Genomic DNA, 16734 nt, shown 5'->3' on the forward strand with positions numbered 1-16734 from the left:
CCGCCGGCCGGCGGGCCTCGCGCAGGACCAGCGTCAGCCGCGTGTACCCCATGTCATGAAGGGACTTGGGGGTCTCGCCGACGATCCGGCACTCCGTACGCCCCCACCTCGGGTCGGGGTGCAGCAGCGGCCGCACCGCGCCGTCGTGCTCCACGGCGTGCGGACCGACCGAGCGGATCCAGTGCGGCAGGCCGTGCCGGTAGGCGGCGTCCATGATGGGGTCCTGGGCGATGTCCCGCAGGATCGACTGCAGCACGTGATCGTGGCCGTGCCGCTCCACGGTCGCGGCGAAGTGCGCCAGCATCGGCAGGCACCAGCTCGACTCGTGCTCGGCGAGGACCGTGGCCGCGTCCGGATGGAACAGGACGAACCGGAGGAAGTTGTCGCCCGGCATGGCGGTGGGATGCGGGCCGACCTCACGGAAAAGTGTCTCGAACGCACCGTTCGCCAGGACGACGTCCCAGCGGTGGTCGACGACGACGGACGGGAAGGGAACGGCATCCAGGAGTGCTGCGTAGTCCTGGAGATACGCCTGGGCCTCAAGACTCTCGGGGACGGGTCGCGGCTGTGGCCGGGACCCTCCTGCCTGGTAACGCCATCGGGAGGTCCACCCCTCTTGCCTATGCGGCCTTCACGCGGCGTCGTGATCCTGCTACCCCGGCCGGAGTGGTGTCAACTATCGTGGCATTTGCCGCCCGTTGACGGCTGAATCCCGCCACAGTTGTGGCGAGACCTGGATGTGAGTTCGACCAAAGAGCTACTCTCCGGTCTTCGGGCAGTTCACGCTGCACAGCGCGGATCCGCACAGGGACTTCACGTCCGAGGGATCCGGTTCCCCCACCAGCGGTCGAGAGAGACGTAGGAGAACTGTCGGTGACGGATGGCTTCGAGGTTCCGGGCGCCACGGCGACGGGTCTGCTGCCGGCCGTCGTGGCCAGAGTCGCCGGGCTGGCCGAGCGGCTCGGCGCACCGCACAACGAGGTGTTCGACGTCCGCCGCCTGTCCGTCGCGTCGGGTGTCCCGGAAGTGGTGGTCCGGTCCCTGCTGAACGGGCGGCCCGCGGGCGAGCCCGATCTCCAGGCCCGTTTCCTGCAACGCCTCGACCTGCTCCGCCGTACCCGCCTGAAGCCCAACGGCCGCCGGTACACCCAGCAGGAGATCGCCGACGGCGCGGGCATGTCGCGCCAGCAGGCGGGTGCGCTCATCAACGGCGACCGGCGCCCGACGATGGAGCACTGCGACGCCATCCAGCGCTTCTTCCGCGTACACGCCGGCTTCCTCACCGCCGAGGACCCCGAGGCCCTCGCCGGTGCCCTCCAGCGCACCGAACAGGACCTGCTCCAGCGGCTCGCCGACCGGGAGCGCCGCGCCAACCCGGCCGCCGCCGAGGACCCGCTGGAGAGACTGCTGCAGGACCACGGGGTCCGTGGCATCGCCTGGCGGGCCGCGCAACTGCCCACCGACCAGCACCGGGACAAGGTCGCCGAGTGGCTGGACATGCTCCTGGAGAGCGTCAAGCGGCCCGAGTCGTGATCCGGGGGACAGCGGTGGGCATCGGAAGGGAAATGCGCCGTCTGTGCGGCGAGTTGGTCGACGAGCTCTCGCTCCCGGCGCCGGCGGAACCCGCGGACCTCTACACGGCGCTGTGCGAGGCGATGAGCAGGCGGCGCGGCCGTCCCGTGCGGTTCCGTACGGCCGCCTTCCCGCCGGGGACCGCCAGCGGACTGTGGCTCGACATGGCGGAGCAGGACCTCGTGGTCATCGAGGAACGCACCGCGCCCGATCACCAGTTGGTGATACTCGGCCACGAGCTGTGGCACATGAAGGCGGGCCACTGCGGCCACCACGTGGAGGGCGCGGCCGTCGCCGCCCGCCTGCTGTCGGACGACGCCGACCTGCGGGCGACCGTCCTGAAGGTCGCGGCGCGCACCCGGTTCGACCTGGCCGACGAGAAGGACGCCGAGAGTTTCGGCCTGTTGCTGGCCAGCAAGTGCCGGGTGTGGCTGCCCGGTTCGGCGCTGCGCGGGCCCGTACGGCGTGAGGGGCTCGCCGGCCGGATCGAGGCGTCCCTGGGCTATCGCGGGCCGCAGGGCTGAAGGCGCCCGCGCACCGTGGACGGGACCACCTACTACGTTCCCGCTGTCGCCATGGCGGCCGCGCTCGCCGTCAAGGGCCCCTCGCTGCTGCGTTCCTGGCGCGATCCCCTGTTGCGGTCCGTGTGCTCGCTGATGGCACTGACCGGGCTGGTGTTCTTCTTCGCGGCCCCGCCGACCATCGCCGAGGTGAACGACCTCCTCGGCGTCACCAACGCCTCGGCGCCGCTCGTCTACTGCCTGCTGAGCGCGTTCAGCGCCGCCTGCCTGGTGCTGATCGTGAACTGGCGCGGCGGACCGCCGGAGTCGACCCGCCGGACGTCACGGCGCTGGATCACCGGGTACGGCGTCGTGATCGTGGCGCTGGTCGTGCTGTTCGCCCTCGGGGACGCGCCCGTCGAGCGGCTGCGGGACTTCGACACGTACTACGCCGACGAGCCGTTCGTCCGCGAGATGATCGTGCTCTACCTGGGCGCGCTGGCCGTGGCGGGCGTCGCGATGAACGTGATGTGCGGCCGCTGGGCCCTTCAGGTGCAGGGCCGGCTGCGGGCCGGACTGCTGATCATCGTGGCCGGCTATGTGTGCAACATCGCCTACCTGAGCGCCAAGTTCACCGCCGTGGTCGCCCGCTGGAACGGCGGCGACCTCGACTACCTCAGCACCGACGTGGCCCCCGGGCTCGCCTCGGTCGGAGCGCAGATCACCGCGGTCGGCTTCTGTGTCCCGCTGGCCTGTCAGCGGGCCGGTGACGCCTGGTCGACCTGGTCGACGTACCGCCGTCTGGGGCCGCTGTGGCGCGAGCTGGCCCCGGTCTCGCCGCAGGCAGGCCGCGCGGTGCGGATGACCTGGTGGTCCCCCGTCGAACTCCGCGTCACCCAGCGGGAGTCGGACATCCACGACGGCATGCTCAGCCTGTACCCCTACTTCGACGCCGAGTTGCGGGCACGCGCCCACGACGCGGCGCTCGCGGCGGGTTCCGACCCCGGCCAGGCCCGGGCCGAGGCCGACGCGGCGATGGTGACGGCAGCGGTGCGGGCCCGGGCCGCGGACCCGGAGGGCAGGGTCATCGACTCCGCCGAGCCGGCCGCGCCCACCGGGTCCCCGTCCTCCGCGCCCCCTACGGCTTCCCCCGCCGCACCCACCGAGGGACCGCGTGACCTCGTGCGGATGTCCCTCGCCCTGCGCCGGTCCCCCGTCGTCGCGGCGGCCCGGAACCGGTCGGCGTGCAGGCCGCGGAGCGAGTTCCCCGAGCGGGCCCGCTGAGCGCTCCGCCGGACGTGCGGTTCCTCGGCTGCAGGCCCGTAGTCGCTGGTCGCGCAGTTCCCCGCGCCCCTTGGGGCCGGCGCGCATCATGCCCCCACTCGACCGCGCTCCGCGAACGCCTCCGAGGGGCGCCGGTCATCGGCCCACCCGCCCCTCGCCGAGCCGCCGGCGGTGCGGCTCCGACACTGCGTTCCAGCCTGGATCCGTTGTCCGACCAGGCGTTTCGGTGACGATTTGCTTCCGCTGACCGGGCGAACGAACGCGTACGGAAAGGGCATTGTCAGTGGCGGACGGCAAGCTGGACCCAGCGCCACCGCTGTGCGGCGGCGTGGTGAACGACAAACGAGCCGAAGCCGAGCCGAACCGGGAGAGCCGTCCGATGCCGACCGCCGTACTCACCGACCACGAACGCACCGCCGTGCAGGCCTATCTGCGCCTGCTGCAGACCGTACGGGCCGCGATGGACAGTCCGCCCGGCACGGGCCGACCACCCCTCGTGCCGCCGTCCGCCCTCGCGGAGGCGGAGAGCGCACTGGCCGCGGCGGGCCTCGCGGGCAACGAGGAGGCGTTCTTCCGTCTGCTGCACACGTGGTGCCCGGAGGCGTGATGACCGGCCGTCAGTCCTTCGCCGGGGCCGGGGCGCCGCCACGGCCCGCCGCCGTGGCGGCGGGCCCCGCCCTTCGCCTGCCGTCCGGAGCCGCGTTCAGCCCCTCTCGTGCGGCACACTCACCGAGGTCGCGACGAGTCCCCGGCCCACTGTCCAGCGCCCTTCGAAGCGGCCGACGCGACGGCCGTCGACCACCGGACCGGGGACGAGCAGCGCGGCGCGGAAGCCGCCTGACGTGGTGCGTCCGGAATCCACGAAGACTTCGATGTCCGCCTCGGTGAAGTCGAGCCACTTCCCGGTGAGGGGGAACCACGCCTTGTAGACCGACTCCTTGGCGCTGAACAGGAGGCGGTCCCAGTGGATCGCGGGGTGCTCCCCGGCGAGAGCGCTCAGCCGCAGGCCCTCGTCGGGCAGCGCCACCGACGACAGCACGTCGTCCGGGAGCGGCAGATGGGGCTCCGCGTCGATGCCGAGCGAGGCCAGGTCGGTGGCGCGGGCCAGCGCGGCGGCGGCGTAGCCCTCGCAGTGCGTCATGCTGCCGACCAGCCCGTCGGGCCAGCGCGGGGCTCCCCGGTCGCCGGGCAGGACGGCCTGCGGGGGCACGCCGAGCTTCTCCATGGCGCGCCGCGCGCAACCGCGTACCACGGTGAACTCACGGCGCCGTTTCTCGACGGCGCGCGCGATCAGCGCCTCTTCCTCGGGGTACAGCCCGGGGGCCGACGTCGTGCCCTCGGTGGGCTCGTCCGTGTGCGCCTCCACGGCCACGACGGACTCCGGGAGCAGTTCCTCGATCACCGGCTCAGACCTCCATCGGCAGGATGCGGCGCAGTCTGCCCGGCGGCTCCGGCCGACTGCGCCACTCGCGGGGGTATCCCACCGACACCTCCTCGAAGCGGACGCCGTCGAGCCAGGTGGTGCGGGGGATGTGCAGGTGGCCGTAGACCATGGCGGCCACGCGGTGGGTGCGGTGCCAGTCCGCGGTGAGCCGGGTGCCGCACCACATGGCGAACTCGGGATGCCAGAGGACTTCCGTCGGGTGCCGGTCCAGGGGGTAGTGGTTGACGAGCACCGTGGGCAGTTCGGCGGGGATCTCCGCGAGCCTGCGCTCGGTCTCGGCGACCCGGGCCCGGCACCAGGCCTCGCGGCTGGGGTACGGGTCGGGGTGCAGCAGGTACTCGTCCGTGCAGACGATGCCGGTCCCGTGGGCGTACGCAAGCCCCTCCTCCTTGGTCGTGCAGCCCGCGGGCAGGAACGAGTAGTCGTAGAGGAGGAACAGGGGAGCCACGGCGACGGGTCCGCCGGGACCTTCCCACACGGGGTACGGGTCCTGAGGGGTGCTCACGCCCAACTCGCGGCAGAGCTCCACGAGATGGTCGTAACGGGCCGTGCCGCGCAGGGTGACGGTGTCCTTGGGATGGGTCCACAGCTCGTGGTTGCCGGGCGCCCAGATCACCTTGCGGAAGCGGCCGGTGAGGGTTTCGAGGGCCCAGCGGATGTCGGCCACCGTCTCCGCGACGTCACCGGCCACGAGGAGCCAGTCGTCGTCGGTCTCCGGGCGCATCGCCTCGACGAGGGCACGGTTCTCGGCGTATCCGATGTGCAGGTCGCTGATGGCCAGCAGCCGGCCCCGGCGGTCAGCCGTCGTCACCCTCGCCCCCTCCGCGGCCGGGACGCCCCGCGGCCGCCCGGATGGGAACACAAGAACACATGGCCGAGGCACGGCACAAGGTCGGCTCGGGCGGGGTCGCGCCGCCCGTTTCCCGCTCCGCCGCCGGGCGTTGTCCCGAGGTGTCGGGCCGGCCGCGCTCCACGTCGCGCGGCGGTACGCCCGCGCGTACGGCGCCCGAGCGGGGCACGTGGAGCGTTGGGCGCACTTCCGCGAGGGGAGGACCGGTCCGCGCTGCGGGCCGCCGCACGGATTCGTGTGCGACCCCGCGTTCGACTTCGCACCCTCGCCGTGCGGGGCCGCGACCGTGCCGGCGACGACAGAAGTGAGCGCCGTGCCGGGCATGGCGGACGGGACGCAGGGGCCCTGACGTGCAGCGGGAGGCGCGGCGGAACCCCTACGGCCATTCCGTAACACGCCCGTAGCAGCAGAGGGTCTTCGGACCCCCTATGATCGGCCCTACACAACCGCCACGAACTACCGTTTTCGAACGGCGGTTTTGTGTACCCACCATTCATTTTGGCCGGGCTCGGCCTGCTTCGCCGTGCCCGCACACCCCGAAAGGCGGCCTGCATGGTCTCTCGCGTACGCGTCTGGCTCAACCGCACGTACGCGGAGAACGTGTTCTTCATGGATCAGCTGAGGCGAAATCCGTGTGGCCGCGCGGTCGAGATCCACGCGACCCACGGTGACCCCGACTCCCCCATCCTGGCCGCCGCGGACACCGCCGCGCTGGAGCCGGAGGGGCTGTCCCCGGCCGCCTACGTCGAGTACGCGCTCGACCAGTGCGCCCGGCACTCCATCGACGTGTTCGTGCCGGTCCTGCACCAGGCGGCCCTGGCCGGGCACCGCGAGGAGTTCGCCGCGGTCGGTACGGCGCTGCTCGCGCCGCCCGTCGAGGCCGTGCAGACCTTCCAGGACAAGGTCGTCGCGTACGAGGCGGTCAGGGAGCTCGGTGTGCCGGTGCCTCCGTGGTGGCGGGTGCGCACCGCGGACGAGCTGGTCACGGCCGTCGACGCGCTGGAGGCGGCAGGCCACAAGGCGTGCTTCAAGCCGGCCTCGGGGGCGGGCGGCGTGGGCTTCCGCATCATCACGCGCACCCCCTTCTCCCTCATGCACCTCAACGGCTTTCCCAGCCCGTACATGCCGCTGGACCTGGTCGTGGAGGCGCTGCGGGGGGCCGACGAGCCCGTGGACTGGCTGGTCATGCCGCAGCTGGGAGAGCCGGAGGTCTCGGTGGACTGCCTCACCGGTCCGGACGGGCGGGTGCGGATGGCCGTGGGCCGGACCAAGAACGGACGGCGGCGCGGCTTCACACTGGACCCGGCGTGGATCGAGCCGTCGCGGGTCCTCGCTGAGGCGTTCGGGCTGCACTACCTGACGAACATCCAGTTCCGGATGTTCGGTGACGAGCCGGTCCTCATGGACGTCAACACCCGCCCCGCGGGCGGTCTGCACCAGCTCTCGCAGTGCGGGATCAACGCTCCGTGGGCCGCCGTGCGGCTGGCGCTGGGCGAGGAGCCCGGCGATCTCGTCCCGCCGTTCCTCGGCCAGGACTACGCGGTGGTCTCCGGACCGCGTGCGGTGCGTCCCGTGTCGGTGCCGCCGCAGCGCGCCGACCTGGATCTCCCCGTGCCCGCGCCGGACACCGCCGTCGGTCCGCAGGCGGCCCAGGAGCCGCGGACCGCCCACGCCGCACAGCCTTCGGACAGCCCTTTGACGGTCTGACCGGTCCACCGGTCCGCGCGGGCCCCGGCACCTCGAAGGTGCCGGGGCCCGCGTGTGTCAGTTCCTGGCCGCGAGCGCCTCGCGCCATACGGGGCTGTCGACGTAGTGGTTGTCGAACCGCTCCGAGGAGTCCTTGATCTCCTGCGGGTCGGCCTCACCGCGCATGACCCGGCCGAGCAGCCGCAGGTAGTCGAAGCGCGCGGCGCCGGGTGTGAACACGAACAGCACGTCCGCCGTCGCGCCGGGCGCGGCGGCGAAGGCGTGCGGGGTGTTCGGCGGCACGACCAGCAGGTCACCGGCTTCGAGGACGGTGATCTCCTCGCCCAGCAGCACCTGCAGCGATCCGCCGATCACGAAGAACAGCTCGGACGCCCTGGTGTGCAGGTGGGCGGGCGCGCCGATGGCGCCCTCCGCGAACGTCGACCGGTAGCTGGTCAGCCGGCCGCCCGTGTCGCCGGAGTCCGCGAAGAGCGTCATCACACTGCTGGGATCGCTCGTCGTCTCGGCCTCGGCGGCACGGGTGAGAACCGGCCGGAAGTCCGCGGTGTGCAGGGTCTCTGCGTACTTGTTCGTCGTCATGACTATGACCCTACGCAGCAGTGCGACCGGTGACAGGTGGCATTTCCTGCGCGAAATCATGGGTCAATTCGCGAACGGACCCCCGGGCTACTCCTTCCCCACGGCCAGCCGCAGCGTCTGGATCTCGAAGGGGCGCAGGGTGACGGAGACGCTGTTCCCGTCCGTGCCGGCCGTCGTCAGCGGCCGCTCCAGGAGGTCGGTGATCTGCGCGCCGGCGAGCGGGAAGCTCGTGCGCAGGGTGCCCTGTGCCCGGCCGCCCCGGGACTCGTAGACGCGTACGACGACATCGCCCGACGTGTCGTCGGCGATCTTGACCGCCTCGATGGTCACGCCCTCGCCGTCGACGGACACGACCGGCTCCGGGGTACCCGCCGAGTCCGCCACCCGCAGCGGCAGGTTGAGCGCGTAGCCCTCGGCGACCGCGTCCTCGATCGTGGCGCCCGGCAGCAGGGCGTACGTGAAACGGTGCCTGCCCTGGTCGGCCTCCGGGTCCGGGATGCGCGGGGCACGGACCAGGCTGAGCCGGACCGTGGTCGTCGTACCGCCGTCCTCGCGAACCGTACGGGAGACGTCGTGGCCGTACGTGGAGTCGTTGATGACAGCGACGCCGTAGCCCGGTTCGCCGAGGTGGACCCAGCGGTGGCCGGAGACCTCGAAGCGGGCCGACTCCCAGCTGGTGTTGGTGTGCGTGGGCCGCTGGATGTGACCGAACGCGATCTCGGCGGACGAGTGGGCCGCGCGGATGTCCACCGGGAAGCCGGCCTTGAGGAACTTCTCGGCCTCGTGCCAGTCGATGTCCGTCTCGAAGTCGATCCGGGGGCTGCCGGCACGGACACTGATCGTCTGCGTGATGCGCGAGCCGTTGCCGAAGGAGCGCTCCACCCGGATCGCCCCCAGCAGCGGGTCCGCCTCGACCACGGTCACGGACTCGGCGTCCAGCAGGTCCGTGTAGCGGTTCTTGTAGTGCTTGTCGACGTCCCAGGCGTCCCAGTAGTTCGGGAGGTCGGTGTGCAGACGGAGCAGGTTGCCCTGGCCGGCGAGGACCTCGCGGCCGCCGGCGCGCAGGTCGCGTACGGAGGCCAGGGTGCCGTCCTCGGCGACCTCGACGCGGACCAGGCCGTTGTCGAGGACGCGGCCGTCGGCCGTCACCGGCCGGGGCGGCTCACCGGCGCCGAGGGGCGCGCTGCCGTTCGCGGGAACGACGGTGTGGGCCAGCGTGCCGTCGGGGGTCCGTACGACCTCCCGGCGCTCGGCCGGGCTCGTGTTGAAGACGCGGGTGCCGCCGGCGCCCAGTGCGGTGACCGCCTCGGCGGTCAGCTCCTCGACCTCCTTCGCGACGCGCGCGTACTCGGCCTCCGCCTCGCGGTGCACCCAGGCGATCGACGATCCGGGCAGGATGTCGTGGAACTGGTGGAGCAGGACCGTCTTCCAGAGCCGGTCGAGCCTCTCGTGCGGGTAGGCGTAGCCGGGCGCGTGCAGCGCGGCCGTGGTGGCCCACAACTCCGCCTCGCGGAGCCTGTGTTCGCTCCTGCGGTTGCCCTGCTTGGTGCGGGCCTGAGAGGTGTACGTGGCGCGGTGCAGCTCCAGGTAGAGCTCGCCGACCCAGACCGGGGCGTCCGGGTACTCCTCGCGCGCCTTGGCGAAGAAGTCGTCCGGGTGCTCGACGACGACCTTCGGTGAACCCTCCAGGTCGGCGAGCCTGCGGGCACGTTCCATGATCTCGCGGGTGGGTCCGCCGCCGCCGTCGCCCCAGCCGAAGGGGGCCAGCGAGCGCGTGGCGGCACCCTTCTCCCGGTAGTTGCGCGTGGCGCGGGCCATCTCCTCGCCGCTGAAGCGGGCGTTGTAGGTGTCCACCGGCGGGAAGTGCGTGAAGATCCGCGTGCCGTCGATGCCCTCCCACCAGAAGGTGTGGTGCGGGAACTTGTTGGTCTGGTTCCAGGAGATCTTCTGGGTCAGGAACCATTCGTTGCCGGCGAGCTTGGCGAGCTGCGGGTAGGCCGCGGTGTAGCCGAAGGAGTCCGGCAGCCACACGCCCTTGGTCTCGACGCCGAAGTGCTCGATGAAGAACCGCTTGCCGTGGATGAGCTGGCGGGCGACGGCCTCGCCGCCGGGGAGGTTGCCGTCGGCCTCGACCCACATGCCGCCGACCGGCGCCCACTGGCCCTTCTTGACGGACTCCTGGATGCGGGCCCAGACCTTCGGGTAGTTGTCGCGCACCCACTCGTACTGCTGGGCCTGCGAGCAGGCGAAGATGAAGTCGTCGTACTCGTCGGCGAGCGAGGTGACGTTCGAGAAGGTGCGGGACGTCTTGCGCTTGGTCTCGCGGATCGGCCAGAGCCAGGCGGAGTCGATGTGCGCGTGGCCGACGCCGGAGATGACGTGGGCGCTGGCGTTGGCGGGCTTGGACAGCGCGGGCTTCAGCGCGGCCCGTACGTCCGCGGCCGAACCGGAGACGTCGTCGAGGTCCAGCAGGTCCAGGGCCCGGTCCAGTGCGTGCGCGATCTCGTGGCGGCGCGGGTCGTGCTCCCCCAGCTCCAGCATCAGCTCGCGCAGCACCTGGACGTCCAGGTCGAGGTGCCAGACCTCCTCGTCGAGGACGGCGATGTCGGCGCGCTGGAAGGTGTAGATCGGCTTGTCGCCCGCGGTGAGCTTGTCGCCCATGGGCGTGGTCCTGGAGAAGTTGTCGGCGAGGATGTCCGGGTTGGAGGCCGCCTCGACCAGGTAGTCGATCTGCTCGCCGCCGGTGGCGGGGTTGGCGATCGCCACGTACTGGTTGAGCGGGTTGACCGCCTTCAGCGGGGTGCCGTCCGTGAGGTGGACGAGCGCCTCGGCCTGGTTGCCGGGCCAGTCGCCGACGAAGCCGAGGTCGATGACGGCCTCGACGCGCCTGCCGGCCCACTCGGCGGGCACCTGCCCGCGCATCCGGAACCAGGTGGTGCCCCAGGGCGGACCCCACGGGGTGTCCATGGCGAAGGGCTCGTAGGGGGCGGCCGCGGCCTCCTCGAAGGGGACGGGCTCCCCCGGCGCCTGCCAGGCCTCGACCTCGAAGGGCACGGTGGCGGCGTAGATCGCGCCCTTGATGCGCTGGTCGTGAAGGCGCTGGACGCGCTCCTCGATTCGCCGGCGTTCGTCGTGCATGAAAGTCTCCAGATAGCGGGGAAAGCGCTTACTTAAGGTACGCCAGACCAGGATGGGCCACGGTGTACCCGTCGACCAGCCTGCGCGCGACATTCACGGAGTCGACGAGGGGATGCAGGGCGAACGCCTTCACGGCCGTCGTCCGGGAGCTCGACGCGGCGGCGGCGAGCACCTCGCGCTCGACGGCCTTCACCGCGCACACCAGGCCGGTCGCGTGGTCGGGGAGCGGGGCGACGGCCACCGGGTGCGCGCCGTTGGCGTCGACGAGGCAGGGCACCTCGATGACGGCGTCCGCGTCGAGCACCGAGAGGGTGCCCTGGTTGCGGACGTTGAGGATGAGCGTGGTGCGCTCGTCGCGGGCGATGGCCCGCATCAGGGCGAGCGCCACCTTCTCGTAGCCGCCGGAGAGGTCGTCGGCGTCGCGTTCGCCCGCGCCGGCCGTCTCCCGGTTCTCCGACATGTAGGTGGCCTCGCGCTCGGCGCGCGTGCGGTCCCAGGCCGTGAGGGCCGCGGTGTCCGGGCGCCTCATCTCCTCGTAGAAGCCGGCCTGCTGGTCGCGCAGGAACGCGCCGCGGGTCCTCTCGGCCTCGCTGTAGGCGCGGACGGCCTCGCGGTTGAAGTAGTAGTAGTGCAGGTACTCGTTCGGGATCGCGCCGAGCGACTGGAGCCACTCGGTGCCGAAGAGCTTGCCCTCCTCGAAGGAGCCGAGGAGATCCGGGTCGGCGAGCAGCCTCGGCAGTTCGTCGCGTCCGGCCACCTGCAGTCCGCGGACCCAGCCGAGGTGGTTGAGGCCTACGTAGTCGATCCAGGCCTCGCGCGGGTTCGCGCCGAGCACCCGGGCGATGCGCCGGCCGAGGCCGACCGGCGAGTCGCAGATGCCGATGACGCGGTCACCGAGGTGGCGGGACATGGCCTCGGTGACCAGGCCCGCCGGGTTGGTGAAGTTGATCAACCACGCGTCGGGGGCGAGCCGGGCCACCCGCCGGGCGATGTCGACGGCGACGGGCACCGTGCGCAGGCCGTAGGCGATGCCCCCGGCGCCGACCGTCTCCTGGCCGAGGACCCCCTGGTCGAGGGCGACCCGCTCGTCGGCCGCGCGGCCCTCCAGGCCGCCCACGCGGATCGCGGAGAACACGAAGTCGGCGCCGCGCAGTGCCTCGTCGAGATCGGTGGTGGCGGTCACGGAGGGGGCGTCGGGGACGCCGGCGGCCTGCTCGGCGAGGACGCGGGCGACGGCGGAGAGCCGGCCCGGGTCCAGGTCGTGCAGCACGACGTCGGTGACACGGCCCTCGGCGCGGTCTCCGAGGAGTGCCCCGTACACGAGCGGCACGCGGAATCCGCCGCCGCCCAGAATCGTCAGCTTCACGCAACTGCCCTTTCGCTGTTCCTCGACGTCATCGGGCCCCCGCGCCCGCCGCTCACGTCAGCACCACGCGCACACCCGCCTCTTCCAGGGCGGTCCGCGTCCCGGCGTCCGCCGGTCCGTTGGTCACCACCACGTCCAGTTCCTCGGGCCCGCAGACCTTCGCCATCCCCGTCCCCGGGAACTTGGCACGGTCGGCGAGCAGGACGACCCGGTCGGCCGCCTTGATCATGGCGCGCTTCACCGGCACCTCGACGACGGTCGTGTCCATCACCTGTCCGCCCGGCCGTACTCCACTGGTGCCCAGGAAGAGCCAGTCCGCATGCAGCTGGCGCAGGTTGTCCTCGGTGAGGAATCCGACCAGGGAGCGGTACTCGCGGCGGACCATGCCCCCCAGCAGCACGAGCTCGATGGCCTCGTCGTCCACCAGCTCCTCGTAGACCACGAGGTTGCTGGTGATCACGGTGATCCGGCGGCCGTGCAGCTGCCGGGCCAGCCGGTACGCGGTGGTGCCGATGTCGAGCAGCACGGACTGGCCGTCCTCGACCAGTGCCGCCGCGCGCTGCGCTATGGCGTCCTTCTCGGCCACGCGCACCTCGGCGACCTCGGCGAAGGGCTGGTCGCCCTCCTCGGCGACCGCCCCGCCGTGCACCCGCGTGAGCAGGCCCTCCTCCTCCAGCTTGAGCAGGTCGCGCCGGACTGTGGCGGGGCTCACACCCAGCTGCTCCGAGAGGTCGGTGACGGCCGCGGGACCCCCGGAGCGCAGGGCCCGCAGGATGAGTTGATGTCGTCTCTCTGCCAGCACGCGGTGAACAGTACTCGTCATTGCCAATCATTTCTATGCTTGATTCTGCTCGACTCTTGCCAAATGAGCGGGAGGCGCGCACGATCCTGTGCACCGAACACGATCCCGTGCACCGAATGTGAAGAGTTTTGACGAGAGGATGCGCTCGTGGACGACGAACGGCCCGACGCGCGGCCCGATGTGCTGCTGACCGGGCTGCTCTTCTACGACCTCGTCCTGACCGGTCTGGACACTCCGCCGACCCCCGGCGAGGAGATCTGGACCGGCGGGATGGGCACGAGCCCGGGCGGGATCGCGAACCTGGCGGTGGCCGCGGCCCGGTACGGTCTGGACACCTCCCTGGCCACGGTGTTCGGCGACGACTACTACGGCGCGTACTGCCGTGAGGTCCTCGCGGGACAGGAGCACGTCGACCTCTCCCTCTCCCGTACCGCGGACGGCTGGCACACCCCGGTCACCGTCTCGATCGCGTACGGCCACGACCGGGCCCTGGTCACCCACGGCCAGGAACCCCCTTACTCGCAGGACGCGTTGATGGGCGACCCGCCCGCCGCGCGCACGGCCCTCGTGCACCTCGAGGCCGAACCCCGCGAGTGGCTCGCCAAGGCGGCGGCGAACGGTACGAAGATCTACGCGGACGTCGGCTGGGACCCCACCCGGCAGTGGTCCTCGGACCTCCTCGACCAGCTCGCCCTGTGCCATGCCTTCGTCCCGAACGAGACCGAGGCGATGGCGTACACCCGCACCGACACCGCGGCCGACGCACTGGGCAAGCTCTCCGAGCTGGTCCCGGTGGCCGTGGTGACGCGCGGCGGCGACGGCGCGCTCGCCGTCGACCAGACGACGGGCGAGTACGCGGACGTGCCCGCCCTGGCCGCCGAGGTCCTGGACGCGACGGGTGCCGGAGACGTCTTCGGCGCGAGTTTCGTCGCGGCCTCGCTCGGCGGCTGGCCCCTCGAGGAGCGGCTGCGCTTCGCGGTGCTGGCCGCCGGACTGTCCGTACAGCGGCACGGCGGGGCGCTGGCCGCGCCGGGCTGGTACGGCGTCCACCAGTGGTGGCACTCGCTCACGAACCCCGAACTGCGGCGGACGTACGGCTTCCTGGCCGACCGTCTGCCCGCGGACCCCGGACCGCCGGTCCCCCACGCCCCGGTGACCCCACCCGCCCCCCACGGCATTCCCGATCTCCCCTGATGCGAAGACCGAACACATCCGAAAGGCGGTGGGAGCTGTGCGGCTCTCACGAAGGGGCCTGCTCCGCGCGGGTCTGGCCGGTACGGCCGCCACGGCGCTCGGCGGCCTGGCGTCCGGCTGCGCCGTACCGACCGGCTCGACCGGCCGGAACATGGTCCTGTGGTACTGGAGCGGCGGCCTGAGCGACGCCGTCGTCAAGAAGGCCAAGGCGCGCTACGACAGCGCCGTCGACCTGGACGCGATCCAGATCGGCGGGTACTACCGCTCCAAGCTCATCACCACGATGACCGGTCAGTCCCACGTCCCCGACATCGCGGGACTCAAGGGCGAGGACATGGCGTCGTACCTGCCGAACGCCGACCAGTTCGTCGACCTGCGCACACTCGGCGCGGACAAGCTCAAGAGCCAGTACCTGGACTGGAAGTGGCAGCAGGGCGTCGCCCCGGACGGCAGCCTCGTCGGCTTCCCCATCGACGTGGGCCCCGTCGTGCAGTACTACCAGCCGGCCGTCTACCGGAAGGCCGGGCTCGCGTACGAGCCGGAGGACGTCTCCGAGGAGATGGCCACCTGGGACCAGTTCTTCGCGGCGGGCGAGCGGCTCAAGAAGCGCGTCCGCGGCGCCTTCATCCTGACCGACGTCGGCAGCGTCTTCGAGATGTCGATCGGACAGGGCACCAAGCGGTTCGTCGACAGGGACAAGCACTTCATCGGCGGCGACGAGCACGTACGCGTGTGCTGGGACCGCGCCGTGGAGGCCAAGCGGCGCGGACTCGTGTCGGATCTCGTGGCCGGCACGCCGGACTCGATCTCCGCCACCGAGAAGGGCACCCTGCCGAGCCAGCTCAACGCCTCGTGGGCCGCGGGCGACCTCAAGCTCCAGTACCCGAAGACCAAGGGCAGATGGCGGGTGGCCAACTGTCCCGGCGGCCCCTCCAACGTCGGCGGCTCCTTCCTCGCGATCACCAAGGCGTGCCGCGAACCCGAGAAGGCCTTCGAGATCATCACCTGGCTGCTCAACGCGGACAACCAGGCCCAGGGCTTCATCGACGCGGGGCTCTTCCCGTCGACCCCCGCCTCGTACGACATGAAGAAGCTGCGGGCACCCGACCCGTTCTTCGGCGACCAGATCACGATGGACGTCTACGGTCCGGCCGCCGAGAAGATCCCGGTCGCCTTCAACAGCCCGTACGACATCGCGCTCGGGCAGCCGATCAGGGACGAGATCAAGAACGTCGGCGTCCTCGGCAAGGACCCGAAGAAGGCCTGGAGGGACGCCATGAGCAAGTGCCGGCGTATCGCGGACCACCTGGGGGTGAGCCACTGATGGCCACCGCACCCCTGGTCGAGAAGCCTCCGGCGCCCGTCGCCGAGCCGCCCGCCGCCCACCCCACTAAGGGCATCCTGAGCTACTGGCGGCTGTACGCCGCGATCTCCCCCTTCTATCTCCTCTTCCTCGCCTTCGGTCTGATCCCGGTCGGCTTCTCGCTCTACCTGTCGTTCCACCGGTGGGACGGCCTCGGGTCGATGGAGTACGCCGGACTCTCGCAGTACCGCTACCTGCTGAGCGACACCGACTTCTGGAGCTCCATCGGCAACACGCTCGTCATCTGGGCGCTCGCCACCTTCCCCATGATCTTCCTGGCGATGGTGACGGCCGTGATGCTCAACTCGGCGGTCCGCTTCAAGAACGTGTACCGCTTCGCGTACTTCCTGCCCAACGTCACCTCGGTGGTGGCCGTCGCGATCATCTTCGGCTCGGTCTTCTCCACCAACTTCGGCCTGATGAACGCCCTGTTGCAGGCGGTGGGCCTGGACCAGGTGGCCTGGCTGAACACACCGTGGGGCATCAAGGTCGCCATCGCCACCCTGATGACCTGGCAGTGGACCGGCTACAACGCGATCATCTTCCTCGCCGGACTCCAGACGATCCCGGGCGAGTTGTACGAGGCCGCGCGCGTCGACGGCGCCGGGCCCGTGCAGACCTTCTTCCGGATCACCCTGCCGATGATGCGGCCCGTGCTGCTGTTCGTGCTCGTCATCTCGACCGTCACCGGACTGCAGAGCTTCTCCGAGCCGCAGGTGCTGTTGCAGACCACGGCCAACGAGTCGACGTTCTCGGGTGGTCCCGACCACGCCGGCCGGACGATGGTCCTCTACTTCTTCCAGCAGACCTTCGACAACAACGACTTCGGTTACGGCGCCGCCGTGGCCTGGGGCATCTTCCTCGTCGTCGTCATCTTCTCGATCATCAACTGGCGCCTGGTGCAGCGCCGGGGCGAAGACTAGGGAGGCCCGTCA

At 71.3% G+C, this 16734-nt stretch carries 14 protein-coding genes and 1 pseudogene; 8 read left to right on the forward strand and 7 right to left on the reverse strand.

The window, feature by feature from the left end:
* Positions 1 to 592: pseudogene (locus KUF83_RS31665) on the reverse strand (hypothetical protein); the annotation flags it as partial.
* Between the two features lie 281 nt (positions 593 to 873).
* Here KUF83_RS31665 and KUF83_RS31670 point away from each other — a divergent pair.
* From KUF83_RS31670 to KUF83_RS31685, 4 genes are all read left to right on the forward strand, one after another.
* Positions 874 to 1533: a helix-turn-helix transcriptional regulator gene (locus tag KUF83_RS31670; protein ID WP_217458438.1), complete on the forward strand. Its 660-nt coding sequence runs from the start codon at positions 874 to 876 to the stop codon at positions 1531 to 1533.
* A gap of 32 nt (positions 1534 to 1565) precedes the next feature.
* Positions 1566 to 2096 (forward strand): toxin-antitoxin system, toxin component, encoded by a 531-nt coding sequence (locus KUF83_RS31675; RefSeq protein WP_217458439.1) that lies wholly within the window; start codon positions 1566 to 1568, stop codon positions 2094 to 2096.
* Between the two features lie 15 nt (positions 2097 to 2111).
* Positions 2112 to 3356, forward strand: a complete 1245-nt coding sequence (locus KUF83_RS31680) for an MAB_1171c family putative transporter (RefSeq protein ID WP_217458440.1) — start codon at positions 2112 to 2114, stop codon at positions 3354 to 3356.
* 379 nt (positions 3357 to 3735) lie between these two features.
* The gene (locus tag KUF83_RS31685; protein ID WP_217458469.1) at positions 3736 to 3963 is read left to right on the forward strand and encodes a hypothetical protein; all 228 of its coding nucleotides are present in this window, start codon (positions 3736 to 3738) and stop codon (positions 3961 to 3963) included.
* A 96-nt stretch (positions 3964 to 4059) separates the two neighbouring features.
* Here KUF83_RS31685 and KUF83_RS31690 read toward each other — a convergent pair whose 3' ends face one another.
* Together KUF83_RS31690 and KUF83_RS31695 are read right to left on the reverse strand one after the other, a co-directional pair.
* Complete coding sequence (locus KUF83_RS31690; RefSeq protein WP_217458441.1) at positions 4060 to 4758, reverse strand: 4'-phosphopantetheinyl transferase superfamily protein; 699 nt, start codon at positions 4756 to 4758, stop codon at positions 4060 to 4062.
* A gap of 4 nt (positions 4759 to 4762) precedes the next feature.
* Complete coding sequence (locus KUF83_RS31695; protein WP_217458442.1) at positions 4763 to 5611, reverse strand: metallophosphoesterase; 849 nt, start codon at positions 5609 to 5611, stop codon at positions 4763 to 4765.
* 591 nt (positions 5612 to 6202) lie between these two features.
* Between KUF83_RS31695 and KUF83_RS31700 the strand changes: the two genes are divergently transcribed.
* A complete protein-coding gene (locus KUF83_RS31700) occupies positions 6203 to 7357 on the forward strand; it encodes an ATP-grasp domain-containing protein (RefSeq protein ID WP_217458443.1) in 1155 nt (384 codons plus the stop codon).
* A 57-nt stretch (positions 7358 to 7414) separates the two neighbouring features.
* On the opposite strand, the gene KUF83_RS31705 is transcribed toward KUF83_RS31700, so the two are convergent.
* The 4 genes from KUF83_RS31705 to KUF83_RS31720 form a co-directional block, all read right to left on the reverse strand.
* A complete protein-coding gene (locus KUF83_RS31705) occupies positions 7415 to 7936 on the reverse strand; it encodes a cupin domain-containing protein (protein ID WP_217458444.1) in 522 nt (173 codons plus the stop codon).
* A gap of 87 nt (positions 7937 to 8023) precedes the next feature.
* Positions 8024 to 11074 carry a glycoside hydrolase family 38 C-terminal domain-containing protein gene (locus tag KUF83_RS31710; protein WP_217458445.1) on the reverse strand — a complete coding sequence of 1017 codons (3051 nt, stop codon included), beginning with the start codon at positions 11072 to 11074 and terminating at the stop codon, positions 8024 to 8026.
* Between the two features lie 28 nt (positions 11075 to 11102).
* Complete coding sequence (locus tag KUF83_RS31715; protein WP_217458446.1) at positions 11103 to 12440, reverse strand: 6-phospho-beta-glucosidase; 1338 nt, start codon at positions 12438 to 12440, stop codon at positions 11103 to 11105.
* Positions 12441 to 12492: 52 nt separating this feature from the next.
* Entirely contained in the window at positions 12493 to 13242 is a 750-nt protein-coding gene (locus KUF83_RS31720) for a DeoR/GlpR family DNA-binding transcription regulator (RefSeq protein ID WP_217458447.1), read from the reverse strand.
* A gap of 147 nt (positions 13243 to 13389) precedes the next feature.
* Between KUF83_RS31720 and KUF83_RS31725 the strand changes: the two genes are divergently transcribed.
* The 3 genes from KUF83_RS31725 to KUF83_RS31735 are packed head-to-tail and all read left to right on the forward strand — an operon-like array spanning position 13390 to position 16722.
* Complete coding sequence (locus KUF83_RS31725; RefSeq protein ID WP_217458448.1) at positions 13390 to 14436, forward strand: carbohydrate kinase family protein; 1047 nt, start codon at positions 13390 to 13392, stop codon at positions 14434 to 14436.
* Between the two features lie 37 nt (positions 14437 to 14473).
* The gene (locus KUF83_RS31730) at positions 14474 to 15760 is read left to right on the forward strand and encodes an extracellular solute-binding protein (RefSeq protein ID WP_217458449.1); all 1287 of its coding nucleotides are present in this window, start codon (positions 14474 to 14476) and stop codon (positions 15758 to 15760) included.
* Positions 15760 to 16722, forward strand: coding sequence for a carbohydrate ABC transporter permease (locus KUF83_RS31735; RefSeq protein ID WP_217458450.1), 963 nt, complete (start codon positions 15760 to 15762; stop codon positions 16720 to 16722). Before KUF83_RS31730 ends, KUF83_RS31735 begins: the two co-directional genes overlap by 1 nt.
* Positions 16723 to 16734 lie beyond the last annotated feature (12 nt).

Source organism: Streptomyces sp. BV286 (assembly GCF_019090165.1).
Lineage (GTDB): Bacteria > Actinomycetota > Actinomycetes > Streptomycetales > Streptomycetaceae > Streptomyces.

What these genes read in the sequence shown, in the direction of transcription:
- KUF83_RS31675 (WP_217458439.1), top strand. Translation starts at nt 1,566, where the DNA reads ATGCGCCGTCTGTGCGGCGAGTTGGTCGACGAGCTCTCGCTCCCGGCG.
- KUF83_RS31685 (WP_217458469.1), top strand. Translation starts at nt 3,736, where the DNA reads ATGCCGACCGCCGTACTCACCGACCACGAACGCACCGCCGTGCAGGCC.
- KUF83_RS31700 (WP_217458443.1), top strand. Translation starts at nt 6,203, where the DNA reads ATGGTCTCTCGCGTACGCGTCTGGCTCAACCGCACGTACGCGGAGAAC.
- KUF83_RS31705 (WP_217458444.1), bottom strand. Translation starts at nt 7,936, where the DNA reads ATGACGACGAACAAGTACGCAGAGACCCTGCACACCGCGGACTTCCGG.
- KUF83_RS31710 (WP_217458445.1), bottom strand. Translation starts at nt 11,074, where the DNA reads ATGCACGACGAACGCCGGCGAATCGAGGAGCGCGTCCAGCGCCTTCAC.
- KUF83_RS31735 (WP_217458450.1), top strand. Translation starts at nt 15,760, where the DNA reads ATGGCCACCGCACCCCTGGTCGAGAAGCCTCCGGCGCCCGTCGCCGAG.